At 41.9% G+C, this 14,491-nt stretch carries 10 protein-coding genes and 1 pseudogene; 4 read left to right on the top strand and 7 right to left on the bottom strand.

Translation table 11 applies throughout. The features are described 5' to 3' along the window. Window positions 1-42: 42 nt before the first annotated feature. Together BK139_RS04920 and BK139_RS04915 are read right to left on the bottom strand one after the other, a co-directional pair. Window positions 43-2,160 carry an amylo-alpha-1,6-glucosidase gene (locus tag BK139_RS04920; protein ID WP_076257254.1) on the bottom strand — a complete coding sequence of 706 codons (2,118 nt, stop codon included), beginning with the start codon at window positions 2,158-2,160 and terminating at the stop codon, window positions 43-45. A 147-nt stretch (window positions 2,161-2,307) separates the two neighbouring features. Then, a complete protein-coding gene (locus BK139_RS04915) occupies window positions 2,308-3,324 on the bottom strand; it encodes a LacI family DNA-binding transcriptional regulator (RefSeq protein ID WP_076257252.1) in 1,017 nt (338 codons plus the stop codon). A 231-nt stretch (window positions 3,325-3,555) separates the two neighbouring features. On the opposite strand from BK139_RS04915, the gene BK139_RS04910 reads away from it, so the two are divergent. The 4 genes and pseudogenes from BK139_RS04910 (at window position 3,556) to BK139_RS04895 (ending at window position 8,492) form a co-directional block, all read left to right on the top strand. Then, on the top strand, window positions 3,556-4,473 hold the full coding sequence (locus tag BK139_RS04910) for a DUF1672 family protein (protein ID WP_076257250.1): 918 nt from the start codon (window positions 3,556-3,558) through the stop codon (window positions 4,471-4,473). A 14-nt stretch (window positions 4,474-4,487) separates the two neighbouring features. Beyond that, window positions 4,488-4,847: pseudogene (locus BK139_RS04905) on the top strand (SA1320 family protein); the annotation flags it as partial. Window positions 4,848-5,487: 640 nt separating this feature from the next. Beyond that, complete coding sequence (locus BK139_RS04900; protein ID WP_286147923.1) at window positions 5,488-6,360, top strand: DUF1672 family protein; 873 nt, start codon at window positions 5,488-5,490, stop codon at window positions 6,358-6,360. A gap of 14 nt (window positions 6,361-6,374) precedes the next feature. Next, complete coding sequence (locus tag BK139_RS04895; protein ID WP_076257245.1) at window positions 6,375-8,492, top strand: SA1320 family protein; 2,118 nt, start codon at window positions 6,375-6,377, stop codon at window positions 8,490-8,492. Between the two features lie 283 nt (window positions 8,493-8,775). Here the strand turns inward: BK139_RS04895 and BK139_RS04890 are convergent, their stop codons facing one another. The 5 genes from BK139_RS04890 to BK139_RS04870 form a co-directional block, all read right to left on the bottom strand. After that, window positions 8,776-9,273, bottom strand: coding sequence for a hypothetical protein (locus BK139_RS04890; RefSeq protein ID WP_076257243.1), 498 nt, complete (start codon window positions 9,271-9,273; stop codon window positions 8,776-8,778). Window positions 9,274-9,731: 458 nt separating this feature from the next. Then, window positions 9,732-10,073 (bottom strand): hypothetical protein, encoded by a 342-nt coding sequence (locus BK139_RS04885; protein WP_076257241.1) that lies wholly within the window; start codon window positions 10,071-10,073, stop codon window positions 9,732-9,734. A 376-nt stretch (window positions 10,074-10,449) separates the two neighbouring features. After that, on the bottom strand, window positions 10,450-12,465 hold the full coding sequence (locus tag BK139_RS04880; protein ID WP_076257239.1) for an ABC transporter ATP-binding protein: 2,016 nt from the start codon (window positions 12,463-12,465) through the stop codon (window positions 10,450-10,452). 19 nt (window positions 12,466-12,484) lie between these two features. After that, the gene (locus tag BK139_RS04875) at window positions 12,485-13,513 is read right to left on the bottom strand and encodes an asparaginase (protein WP_076257237.1); all 1,029 of its coding nucleotides are present in this window, start codon (window positions 13,511-13,513) and stop codon (window positions 12,485-12,487) included. A gap of 32 nt (window positions 13,514-13,545) precedes the next feature. After that, window positions 13,546-14,490, bottom strand: coding sequence for an ABC transporter permease (locus BK139_RS04870; RefSeq protein ID WP_076257236.1), 945 nt, complete (start codon window positions 14,488-14,490; stop codon window positions 13,546-13,548). Between the last annotated feature and the right edge of the window lies 1 nt (window position 14,491).

Here is a 14,491-nt window from a genome sequence, read left to right as displayed (position 1 = left end):
ATAACCCCTCTCATTTTCCATTGATTTTTTTATGTTAAAAAATTATTGAGTTACCTTCATAGGTTTGACGATTTCAAAGCCGGTTGTATTTTCTAAGATGGCTGTCTGTATTTCTTCTCCCTGTCTGCTGACAGAAACGGAAAGGGTCCCTTCACCAATTTTGATGTTAGTGACTGTCAATGTATTCATTTCATCAAGCAGCATTGGGCTCAGCTGAATTTCCTTTTTCAGGCTGTCCGGGAAGAGGCCCAGAAGTGATTGAACAAATACAAGCGGCGTACCTGCTGCCCAAGCCTGCGGTGAACACGCAACCGGATATTTAACTGCTTTGCCGATTTCCGCACCATATCCGCAGAACAGTTCAGGAAGACGATCGTACTCAAAATACTGGGAAGCCTGTATAAGGCCTGTCATTACTTTTTTAGCATCTGCTGAAAAACCCAGCTTGCTCATTCCCAATAAAATCATGCTGTTATCATGAGGCCAGATACTGCCATCATGGTAGCTCATCGGATTATATCCTGCTTCTCCTTCACCCATTGTGCGAATGCCAAATCCTGAAAACATTTTCTCACCCGTCAGCATGCTGCTTACTTTTTCTGCACGCTTCTCTGCGAGCATTTCAGAATACAGAACATGCCCCGGGTTGGATGTAATAGTTCCAACCTGTTTTTTTCTGCCATCAAGAGCGATCGCATAAAACTCCTGATCCTCCATCCAGAACTCGTTTTCAAATGCTTCTTGCAGCTTTTCAGCCTGAGCCTTCAGCTCTGAAGCTGCCTCTTTGTTTCCAAGCTTGTTATAAATGGAGGCAATCCCCTGTTTTGCCTGATAAACATATCCCTGCACCTCGGAAAGTGCTATTGGTGTTTCAGCATAATCACCATTTCGATGAACAATGGAATCCCCGGAATCTTTCCAGCCTTGATTCGCAATTCCCTTGGATGATTCCTGATGGTATTCCACAAACAAATCGCCATCCCGATCTCCATATTGATCAATCCACTCCAGCGCACGCTTCACGTTTTCCTCGAGCTGGCGGAATGTCTCCAAATCTCCTGTCCATTTCACATACTCTGTTAATAGAACTAGGAATAGCGGGGTGGCATCAATCGTTCCATAGTAAGGGGTGAATGGAATCTGGTTTGTATTCGCAAGCTCCCCATAACGGATTTCATGCATAATTTTCCCCGGCTGTTCATCTCTCCAGGGGTCGACTTTGGTTCCTTGCTGACTTGCCATTGTAAACAAAGTTCCTTTTGCCACATCCGGCTGGAAGGCAATCATCTGAAGTGCGGCAATCAGACTGTCCCTTCCAAACGGAACGCCGAACCATGGCAGTCCTGCTACCGGAAAATTGCCGTATCCCGTGTCGGTTAAAAGCACCCGCAAGTCTGATAAACCTCGATCAACAAGCCTTTGCAGCGGCTGATAATCTGTTTCAACTGAAGCAAGCTCTGAAGACCAGCTCTGATAGGACGATTTGAGTTTTTGAAGAGCTACATTTACAGGTAAAAGATCTGTTCTCGTTTCTGCATTTTCCAGCGGAATAACCATAAAGGTAACCGATTTGGATTCCTGGTGCCGAAGGGAAAGAGTAAATGTAATCTCGCCTCCTTCTTTTACTTCTTTAGGTAGAAGAGGAGTATCCCATTGAATACGGGTCTCTCTCTTAATATCATCTGCACCATCATAATGGAATGTTAGAGAATTTTTATCAGCTGTCTGGCCTGTTCTTTTTCCTACATCACCTGTCTGAAAACCGCGGACGATAAACATATCATGAAAATCCGCATCGGCTTCTATATTTAAATCAAATGTCACCGGTTTTGGAAAATAGTTCTTCGCCGTAACTGTTTCATATAACACGTCATCATAGATAAATCGCTTTCTCTCAATCTCAATGGATTCTCTCCAAAGAATTAATTCTCCATCTTTTTCCTGGTGTGGATTTGTTGATAGGATTGCGGACATATAGTTTTCAGATCCATCCGAGTGGAGAAGAATCGGTTTTTCATTGTTGATCCGTACATTAAACTTACTGAGAAATCGAGTATCATTCTTGTACAAACCTAAGCCGTAGCTGTGATTGGCAGTGATATCTCCCTGTTCATCTGTTAATAGAAATAGATTGTTCTCTTTTATCACTCTGTAATTCATTTTGCTCCTCCTGCACGTTCAGTTATCATAGTTGTTCAACTTCCGAAACGTTTCGGATTTCATTTAAAAAAATATTACCAAAACGTTTCGGATTTACTCTAAAGTAAAAGCTGGCTATCCTTGCTATTCAGCTCGGGCGACCAACATTTATTTTTTCGCTTCTGCTGTACTCTCTCGTTCCATAAGCTCTGTTTTCATAACAAGACGGTGTGTTTCTGTCTCATGTTGAAGCAGTCCAAGCAGCAATCTCGCTGCTTCATATCCCAGACCGAACTTATTCTGTGCAATCGTTGTCAGCTTCGGACTAACATATGAGGCTAACAAAATATCATCGTACCCTATAATAGAAAGATCCTCCGGAACATGACGATTAAGCTCTTTCGCTGCTGCCATTGCTCCAATTGCCATTAAGTCACTTGCACAAAATAATGCCGTGATTTCAGGATGATTGCGCAGCAGTTGCAATGCTGCTTCCTTCCCTTTCTCTTCTGTAAATTTACCATCGGCAACGTATTCCGGATGGAAGGCAAGGCCTGCTTTATCGAGAGCTTTTTGATATCCCTGCAATCTTTCACGGCTGACAAAGGCAAATTCATGGCCATTAATCATGCCAATCTTCTCATGGCCGAGATGAATAAGATGCTTCACCGCTTTTTCTGCCCCCAGCACATTATCTGTCGTTACATGGCTGACATGATCAGATTCAAGCGGGATATCGATCAATACACAAGGAATATCGCTCTCTGCCACTTCCTTTAAATAAGGATCATCTGTGCGAATGCCCTGAATTATAACACCATCCACTCTTCGCTCACGGCATAGCTGAGTATACGTCTTTTCCCGCTGTTTGGAAGAATTGGTATTAAACAAGATAAGATCATAATTGGATCCCGAAACATACTCATTAACACCGGCAAGAACCTCAACCATAAAATTATCCTTCACACTTTCCTTCGTAAAACCTGACACCAGCAGTCCAATAGTTTGTGATCTTTTCATTACTAAGCTTCTGGCAAGCGAATTAGGGCTGTAATTCAATTCCTTCGCTACCTGGGCAATCTTCTTTCGGGTAATTTCACTCACATCCGAGTATCCATTTAACGCCCTTGAAACAGTCGTAACAGATACTCCTGCCTTTTTTGCAATATCTTTAATTGTAGTCACTCAGACAACTCCCAAAACGTTTCGGTTTTTCTTTAACTTGACTATACAACATGCAGAAAACGATTACAACAATTTTTATAAAATTCTAAACTGTCTTTCTAGAACCCCCCGACCTTTTTCTTATTTTTTACCTAAAAGTGTAATTTTTCACGTTTGAGCTGTAAAAATATAACTCTATCCGCTAGAATAAGGGATATATTTTTAACGGTCTTTTAGGAGGACATGTAAATAATGAAAAGAAAAACAAAAATCTTACTCTGCAGTGTTGGAATTTCATTGCTGCTTGGAGGGTGTTCTGACGAAAGTGAAAACACAAAAGAAATACAGGCTGCCCCTTCTGAAGAAACTAAAATTAGCGTTCAGGATTATACTGGTGAAGGCTATGCATTACCATACGGAAAAGTGACAGATGAAATTGCGGATAAAAACCTTGCTCGGATAGAGAAAGCTGCCATCAGCTTTTTCAACGAGAAATATAAGACCGATGTAACTGTGCATAATGTGGTCGGTGCTAAGGATGGGGCTACTGTGTTTGTTGAATCAAAAGGTGAGCCGCATTTCTACACTTATGCTGTAGTGCCAATAGATGAAATATCAGAAAAAGTGGATATTAGCAATATTCAGGCTGATGAATATCAGGTTCAAAACGCCATCCAAGGCGGGTTATATCATATGATTTTTAAAGAAGAGTTTGGTCAGCTTGACCATTACCTCCATTCACTTTCTGAAAAGGGGCAAATCGCCGGGAAAACTGAAGAGGCCCTGCAAAATGTGGGCGGACATGGCTTTATGACACCTTATTACTTTATTTCAACAGCTTCTGAGGATGCAGCCATTAAGCCTGTGTATGACCTATATTTACAAAATCCTGAGGAAAGCATTAATAACTTAAAAGATGCCTACGATGAAAGCTTATTCGATAAAGAAAACTTTCAGATTAATATCCAGTTATTCATGAAGGATAAACAAGCAGAACCTAGTAAAGAGGTATTTAATCAAGTTACAAAAGATCTCGAAGAAATGAATAACATTCCTAAAGGGACATATAGCTTCTATTTAAACGATAACTTAATTCATGCAGAAACATCTGAAGGTGCTAAAGACAATTCCTTGAAGCGAGCTTTTCCAGATTATATTATTAAAGAGTAGAAGCAGGTGAATACATGACTACAATTAAGGGTTCACCCAATATTAATAAAGACGTATCAATTAATAATGACAAAGATTTGGTTGAATTGGCAGGGTACCATGCATACACTTACCCTTTAGTGGAATCTAGAATCGAAGTAAATGGCAAGGCTTATAAAGTTATTAATACACATTATCAAGACCCGACCGGTTTAGATGCAATGACGGTTGTTAATGTGGAAACAAAAGAAATATCCATCATTTATGTCGGTACAGATGCTAAAGCAAAATATGGAAATGAGGACATCATTACAGATGCGCAGCTATTAAGTGACCTGACCCCAGAACAAATTACAGCTGCACGAGAATATTACAATCAGATGAATGAAAGGTATTAGGATATTGGCGGCGTCAAGAATGTTGCAGGAAATTCCCACGGAGGCGGCATTGATAGTCTATTTGCAACCTCTTTGTTCTATTTGCAGGTTTTCAGCGGCTATTTGCAAATCAATTATTCTATTTGTAAATCCCCGCAACTATTTGCAGATTCCATAATTCTATTTGCATGTCCCCTTCTCTTTACTATACAAAAGTTCAATCAAACGTTTGATTAGATTTTTTCGGCCACCTTTTTTCCAAGCTTACCTCCAACAACTCTTTAAACATTCCACCTGGTGGCAGCATCTGGCATTTCCAGGATTCGTTCTTTCATAATTGTTCAAGCTTGCAAGAGGAAGCTTAATTTCATCCACAAACTTTACTCGCTCTTTTTTATGTTCTTACCTTGAGAAACAGTTTGAGCAAAATAATTTTAGTACAATACTCCCTACCCCCTCTCTAACTATTTACCTATTTTTACCTAAAAAGTGTAATTTTCCACGTTAAAACTGTAAAAATATAACTTCATCGGCTAAAATAGGGGGTATACTCTGAATGGCATATTCCTTTAGGGAGGACATTTAACTAATGCGCAAAAAAACAAAAATATTACTATGCAGTGTTGGAATATCATTAATGCTTGGAGGATGTTCTGGTATGAATAGCACGAATAACAATCAGGAAATTAAAGAAGCGAAAGAAACACAAACTTCTGCTTCAAATGATACGTTCATCAGTGTTCAGGAGTATACAGGGGAAGGTTACTTCCTTGCTAACGGTAAGGAAACAGATGAAATTGCTGAACAATATCGGGACCAAATTGAGAAAGCTGCACAAAAGTATTTTCAAGAAAAGTATCAAATAGAGGTAAAAGCACATAACGTTGTAGGGGCACGTGATGGCGCGACAGTTTTTCTGGAATCTGAAGGAGAACCCCATTTTTATACCTATGCTGTTGTCCCGATTGATGTAAAAGAAAAGAAAGTGTTGGCAGATCAAATTTGGGCAGACGAGAATGAAGTGCAAAATGCCATTAAAGGCGGACTCTACCAAATGATTTTTAAAGAAGAATTTCAAGAACTTGATCATTACCTAGAAACGCTTACAGCAGAAGGAAAAGTGACAGGAAAAACAAAAGAAGCCCTCGAAAACACAGGGGGAAACGGCTATATGACTCCTTATTACTTTGTCGTCGTATCTAAAAATGAGGAAGCCATTAAACCTGTATACGATTTATACCTTAACAATCATAACGAAAGCATCGAAAGTCTAAGAAACGCCTATGATGCAAGTAAATTTTCAGCTGACAATCTCACAATTAGCATTCAATTGTATATGCAGGATAAGAAGGCGGAACCAAATGAAGAACTATTTAACCGGGTAACAAAAGATTTGCAAGGAATGAATAATATTCCGAAAGGTTCTTATGGCTTTTACCTTAATGACAACTTAATTCATAGAGAAACAGCAAAAGGTATCAAAGATAATTCCCTCCGGAGAGGCTTTCCGGATTATATTATAAAAGAATAAAAGTAGGTGTATACATGAATAAAATAGCTGGTAATCCCTCTATAAATAAATACCCGACATTCAATAATAGTGATAAGGATTTAGTTGAACTGGCAGGGTACCATGCTTATACACATCCAGACATTGATGATGCTATTTACGTAAATGATAGTGAATATGTAGTTGCTGATATACTTTATGATGATCCAACCGGTTTGGATGCTTTAACAATCAGCAATAAGGATACCAAAGAGATATCTATCATTTATGTAGGTACAGATGCGGGCGCTAAATATGGTCAACAGGACATTATCACAGATGTTCAACTGCTAAGTGACCTGACTCCAGCACAAATTACAGCGGCTAGAGAATACTACAATCAAATGAATGAAACGTACAAGGATATTGGTGGCGTTAAGTATATTGCAGGAAATTCACTCGGAGGCGGCCTAGTCGGTGCCGTCGCTATTGAAAATCCAGCGGTTAAGGCCGTAACACTGAACCCTGCCCTCCTTCCTGATGGAATGATGGACCCTGATAAAACGTATGACAACATCACAAACTACTTCAGCAGCTACGATGTGCTGACTCAGACTTTAATCGCATTGGATCTGCATGGCAGGATTCCAGGAAAACAGTATGAAATCTTCAATGGGATTCCAGAATTCTCAAAGCTTGCTACAAACCATACAGGCTATCTGAGGAATGAAGATGGCACTCAGTTTTATGTTATCGGAGAAGTCGGCAAGCCAGGCTATGGCAAAATCTATGTAGATGCAGATGCCCATATCGTATCCAGCATCTGGACGGGATTACCGCTGTATGGCGGGCACTCAGATCGCATCGAGATTAACAAGGAGAATCTGGATCTTCTTGCTTCCTCCCTGCAAAGCCATGTGATGGATAGACTGAACCTTGCTCACGAGTACTTGGGTAATTCGGTTGCCATAGTAGACGATGAAGCCAGCCGTTATTATGAACGGCTCAGCCGCCTGCAAAAGATTTTCGAAGAGATGTTTGAAAACCTGATCAGTGAGCCTCTGTTTATGGGAATTACCTCCATCAGCAATCGTTTAACGGCCGAAATTGATCATTTGGTATCTTTGTTAAATGTGGCGGAAAGTCATGCTAAATCCCTGAACTATATACTGAATTCCCCGCCTGCTGAGCTGCTTGAACATATTTTCCGGACGAACGTCAATGTGGAAGGCATCTTTAATGAAATCCGCGGCTTTTTATATGATTTGAAAGCAGATGTTCAGGACCTTTCCAAAAGCCTTATCCGAATCATCTCCAATAAAATTCCGGAGCTGTTTGAGGGAGGAAAGGAACTCTGGTATGATGCTGTAGTCAGTGAGTTAAAAGCCCATTATGGGATCGTGAACAATAACAGGGATAAGCTTCTTTCGCATATCGGGGAATATCAGAAACAAGTTCAGGATGTTGCCTCGAACTTTCATGACCGGGACCATTCCCTTGGACAGTCGATTAGAAGCAAATCCACCCATCCCAATTCTATATCCGTGCAGGGAACGAACACATATAAGCTGGAAGATTCCCCTTATATGGAGCTGAGGATGAAGATTAAGGAATTCCAGATGGATACGTCTTATTCTGCTTTCACTGCATCAACCCAGGCACTTCTCATGCCTATATTGCATAAGGGCTGGGTGATTACCCTGAACATTGAAAATGCACTTGAACTCCTGTCGAGCACTATCAAAGGCGCAACCAAATTCGCCTTGGACTACACCATCCCCGGCAAGCTATTCGGCCTGTTTTCGGACTTTGACGATAAAATCCGAAACAGCGTCAATAACGCGCTGGAGCCTTTGGATGAGTTTGCCGGCACGATTGAAGGCATCAGAAAAGGTTTAGACCGATTAATGGCGGAGTACCCTACTCTATTAGAGAATTTCAGGCCTTATGTCGAAACAGCCATATTCAATAACAGCGGCTACTATAATGTCCACCTCTATAACCTTGCATCCATTGCTATTTTAAGAGAAATGGAAATGCTGTTTGATGATGTGGTTTATCAGCTTGGGAATCACAAAGCTGAAGCGATTGAGGCATTGTGTGAGGTTTCGAAAAAAGTGAAGGGTAATATGGGGATATTGTATGAACAGGTGGATCGCGGGACGATAAATTAACAGGATTTAAAAAACCGGGCTGAGTGGCAGCTCGGTTTTCCTTTTATATAGGAATCAATTTGCGGTATTTGATAGTCTATTTGCAGAATTTAATTGTCTATTTGCAGAATTTAATTGTCTATTTGCAATTTTATTGATCTATTTGCAGGTTTCAGGCGGCTATTTGCAATTTGATTGATCTATTTGCAGGTTTAATAACTCTATTTGCAAGTTCACCATACAGCCCAAAGCTGCTCTTTATGCAGCCGCTGCTAAGTGTCCCCTACAAAAACTTTGGATTGGATTATTCTGCCCTCTCAAGATACTCCTCTAACAGCTCTCTAAAAAGCTCATTCAATTCCTTATTTTTCTGCTCCTTCAGCCATTCCACCTGGTTAATGGGCAGGTTTAATTTAAGTGTGATTTTTTCATTCGGCATCTCCACTTTTCGAATCTCTTCCAGGGTAATGCCCGCTTCAATATCGGGAAAATCCGGAGCATCCTCTCTTATTCTTAAGAGCCCTTCATATGACTCTTCCGAATCTATTTCGCAAAATAAGCTCAGCCGGGGCAGCTTCCCTGGCACAGCCTTTAGAAACATAAAGGAGCTTATCTGCCTGCCGTCCTCCAACTCAACTTCTGTGATCAGACTGTCCCTGCCCTGATATTTTCTTAGAGTAACTTCGCTAACAATCATGTCTACTTCCAGTGTACTTCCGGATGACGATTCAAAAATATAGATGGCACTGTTAAACACATATATTTCTTCTCCATCAAGATTTATAAACTTTATAGCAGACATCCTTGTTCCTCCCATATTCCATAAAAGCTGCATCACTATGGCATTGGCTTGGCATAATTTAATAAAGAGCACATCTGCTGAGTCTAATCTCCACATTTGCTTCAATAGGATCAGCATTCAATGTAAATCTATAAATATAATGTAACATACGAATGCACAGCCCACTATATATACGTTCCCCTTAAATGTTATAAAATTCGGAGCAAGGCTTTGCTAAAGAAAATTCAGGAGAAGTTCAGAGAAACCAGGAGAGGGCTCTCTTCCTGAAGTTAATTTCAAACAAAGAAAAACACTCTAGATGCTGGCATCTACAGTGCTTTACCTTATGTTTGAAATTGTTTGTGGGGTGTTTAGCAAAGAAGCTATAAAAGAGCTATAACCAAAGAAGAGAAAAAAAGGGGAAAATAAAGACTTTGGTGTGTAACTAATCTTTTTAAATTACACATTGAATTTTTATTTCAAAGAAGCTGTCTTTTAATATTGCCAATATCTCTTTCATTTCTAGCGGTTTTCTCCCATATAAAATCCTGGTCTCTTTCAAGGATTTTAAAGTGCTCTAAGATCTCTTGATGGCGCTGATCACTTTTGGTTTCCAGCTTCTGCAGATCTTTTTTCATCTCATGCTGTTCGATCTTCATCTCTTGCTGTTCTATTTTCATTTCTAGTTGTTCTATTTTCATCTCTTGCTGGTCTTTTTTCATTTCCTGCTGGTCTTTTTTCATTTCCTGCATATCAGATTGAAGACTGCCAACCATTTTTATTAATTGGGCAAGCATACTTTCCATTTTTGCTTCGTTCATTATTCACACCTCCTCTTTTATAGTATATAACAAATTTCCTAAGATAAATGTGACAATTTCAGGTGAACATGGGGACGGTTCAACCGTCCTCATGCTTTCCGGCTTACTAGGAAGAATAACTCATACTATGCAAGAGGTTCATTCATCATTTCACCGCTTGTTCAAAATTCTATAGATCCTTGCTTCATAAGGCCGCATAACCAGCAACTCTGCCGAATCTCCTTCTGGAATTTGAGCATAATTGCCAAGCAGAAGTTCTTTCCCGGTACCCTGTGCAATCTCTCATAATTTCCCACTTGGTTTAAAAGAGTATTGAACCCCAATACAACAGAAAAATGCCGGCCACGCAGGCCCGGCATTTTATATATCATTCAAGTTAGAACAAATGGCAAGCCACCCAATGGTTCGGCTTAGCTTCTTTCCATACTGGAACAGTGCTGGCGCACATTTCTGCGGCATGCGGGCAGCGAGTCCGAAAGCGGCATCCGCTTGGAGGATTACTTGGACTTGGCAGGTCTCCTTCCAGGACAATACGCTCTCTTGTTTTCTCCCTGTCAGGATCCGGAACGGGAACAGCTGACAGCAGTGCCTGGGTATAAGGATGAAGGGGTTCATCATATAAATCATCCGATGATGCCAGTTCAACCAGATTTCCAAGATACATCACACCTACCCGGTCACTGATATGCTTGACCATGGATAAGTCATGCGCGATAAACAAATACGTCAGCCCCCGTTCTCGCTGGAGTTTTTTCAGCAGGTTGACCACTTGGGCCTGAATCGAGACGTCCAATGCACTAATTGGTTCATCCGCAATAATAAATTCCGGTTCAACCGCAAGTGCCCTGGCAATCCCGATTCGCTGACGCTGTCCGCCGGAAAATTCATGCGGATAGCGATTGGCATGGTCCTTGTTCAGACCAACTGTTTCGAGCAGTTCATATACCTTCTGTCTTCTCTCTTCCTTACTTGATGCCAGCCCGTGGATATCAATTCCTTCAGCGATAATATCCGCAACTGTTTTTCGCGGATTAAGGGACGCATATGGATCCTGAAAGATCATCTGGACTTTGCGGTTAAACTCAAGTAATTCTTTCGGACTCTTCTTGCCATGCACCTTTTCGTTTTGAAAAAGCACTTCCCCGCCTGTAGCTTCATAGAGACGCATAAGTGTTCTTCCCGCTGTTGATTTTCCGCAGCCGGATTCACCAACCAATCCAAGCGTCTCACCCTTATAAACCGTAAAGGATAAATTATCTACTGCTTTTAAAACCTCACTTTTCCCTGTATGAAAGTACTTCTTAAGGTTTTTGATTTCAACTAACGGCTCCTGGACTGCTTCCTTAACATCCGGAGCCTTTTGCACAGGTTTTGCTGCAGCTATACGCTTTTTATTTATAACAGCTGGTTTTTCGACCTTGGGCGCTTTCCCATGAAGCAGCCATGTAGCCGCATAATGTGTATCAGACAGCTTAAACATTGGCGGTTCCCGCAAGTAGTCTACCTTAAGTGCAAACTCATTTCTTTCTGCAAAAGCATCTCCTTTTGGCGGGTTCAGAAGGTCAGGAGGAGTCCCGGGAATTGCCACAAGTTCATCTCTTGTTTCCATATTCGGCATAGAGCCAAGAAGCCCCCAAGTATAAGGGTGCTGAGGTTTGTAAAAGACTTCCTCTACAGTCCCGGTCTCCACAATTTTGCCCGCATACATGACCGCCACCCTGTCCGCAATATTTGCAACTACTCCCAGGTCATGCGTGATGATAATGATGGATGTACCCATCTTTCTCTGAATATCTTTCATCAGATCTAAAATTTGCGCCTGTATGGTCACATCCAGAGCTGTTGTGGGTTCATCTGCAATCAGCACTTTCGGATTGCAGGCTAAAGCGATCGCGATCACGACGCGCTGTCTCATACCGCCTGAGAATTGGTGAGGATACTGCTTGATCCGGACTTCCGCATTCGGAATCCCTACCAGCTTTAATAGATCAATAGCCTTCTGAGCAGATTGCTTTTTATCGATTTTCTGATGAGTCATGAGACTCTCAATGATCTGGTTCCCAATTGTCATCGTCGGGTTCAGGGCAGTCATTGGATCCTGAAAGATCATGGATATTTCGGAACCTCTGACTTTTTGCATTTCTTTTTCTGAGTAATGAACCAGGTTTTTTCCTTCAAAAAGGATTTCCCCATCATCAATTTTGGCTGAGCTGCTCGGCAGAAGCTTCATAATCGTTTTAGAGGTGACCGACTTTCCTGACCCGGATTCCCCTACAATCGCCAGGGTTTCTCCCTTTTTCAAAAATAAATTAACCCCTCTTACAGCCTGTACCTTGCCTGCATATGTACTAAAGGAAACATGGAGATTTTTTAATTCAAGCAATTTTTCCACATCGTCTCACTCCTTTACCTTAGCTTCCTGTCAGTATTCGTTCTCCTGCTGCCAATTGAAAGTTGGCTTCTATATGTCCAATCCGATCTTTTCTGGCATTTAATACCGGCGCATTCACATATTCGGACAACTGCTGATAAATATGCTCATCCCCGATGCCGAGCTGCTTCAATACTTCCATTGTGGCTACACTCACGGCACGGGCACTTCCGTCCTCTACCTTAATCGCGATTCCAAGGCCAGTTTCCACATCTCCCAGACATTGAACCCCTTCTGCTCCGGCTTTTGCAGCAATTCGTCCATTAAAAGCTTTCATCAAGTCTGTATCAAATCGATCTGTTCCGCCGACCATTTCAGGGTGCTTCGTCATGGCTTTCCGTATTCTTTCAAGCGCACGCGGGCGCTCCCCCTCACTCCAGGCAAAAGGCTGAGCCAGCCTGGCAAAGCCCATCGCTGCATGTTTCAGCGGAAGCCTGTGAACGGGTACACCGCAGCCATCCACACTTATTTCGATCTGATCTTTCGGATAGCCGCAAACCTCTTCAATCACATCCAAAATCCGCTGCTGATGCGGGTGCGTTACTTCCCGGTAACTGTCAACATCCTCACCCATATGGACAACGGCTGTCAGCATCCCGGAATGCTTTCCTGAGCAATTGCTGAAAACAGGCGTGAGCTCCCCGCCGCTGCGGATAAGCTCGTTGTAGCTTTCCATATCCCGCGGAATATGGGTGCCGCATTGCAGCGCTTCTTCCTCCAAATGGGTTCTTCCCAAAATACTCATGACACGTCTTCTGTGAAAATGCTCCCCGCTATGGGACGCACAAATAAGGGAAAGGTCTGCTTCTTCATATTGATATTGGTCAGCCGCACCTGTTTCCACAACGGCCACAGCCTGAAATGGCTTCATGGATGACCTTGGAAAAGTCAGCCTCCCCGGGTCACCGTATGAATAGAGAACCTCACCCTTTCCATTCACAACGGCCACATGGATATTATGCGTGCTTTCCATGAACGTTCCACGGTAAACCACTATTGGATTTTCCATATTATCCTCTCCAAATCTAGTATTCTTGAAGTCTATTTCCGCATTTTCGGATCGAGCGCATCCCGCAGGCCGTCAGCTAAAATATTAAAGCTAACCATAATGCCCACAATCACAATCGCAGGATAAAGCAGCAGATAGAAGTGATTTCGCATCCCTTTAAATCCATCATTAATCAGTACTCCTAATGATGCCAGCGGCTCCTGCAGACCAAGTCCGATAAAGCTTAGGAACGCCTCTGTAAAAATAGCCGATGGAATAGTGAACATCATATTGATGACAATCAATCCCATCACATTCGGAATCAAGTGGTGAAGAATAAGCCGTTTATTCGTCGAGCCAAGCGATCTGGCTGCCAGTACAAATTCCTGTTCCTTTAGTTTGAAAATTTGCGCCCGGACAAGCCTCGCCATATTTACCCAGCCTGTAATAACCATCGCAACCGTAATGGTAAAAATCCCTGGTTTCATCAGCATGATTAATAGAATAATAATGATCAGATTCGGAATCCCTACGAGGATTTCGATCACACGCTGCATGGCGTTATCCACTTTTCCGCCAAGCATAGCGGAAATGGCACCATATGTGACCCCAATCAGGAGATCAAGAAATGCCGCAAGCACAGCAATATATAAAGAAATTCGCGTTCCTTCCCAAATCCTTGTCCACTGGTCACGGCCAAACTTATCCGTACCAAGCCAGTGCTCTCCGCTTGGGGGCTGATAAGCGACAGAATAGTCTGTTTCATAATATTTATAACCGTTCATATAAGGGCCAAAGATCGCAAGCAGAAGAATAATAGATAAAACGACCAGACTAATAACCGCACCTTTATTTTTTTTCAGCCTCATCCAGCTGTCTTTGAAGGCTGATAAGGGCGGACGGTTTATTTTTTCACTGTCCTCCGCTCGTCTGCCTGCTATTTCAAATAAATCATCAGATAATTCCTCTTCGTTCAAAAGCGGTTCAGCATTTTTCATA

Origin of the sequence: Paenibacillus sp. FSL R5-0490 (genome assembly GCF_001956215.1) — a bacterium.
GTDB lineage: Bacteria > Bacillota > Bacilli > Bacillales > Cytobacillaceae > Cytobacillus.
This window is presented reverse-complemented; position numbering and strand designations above follow the sequence as displayed.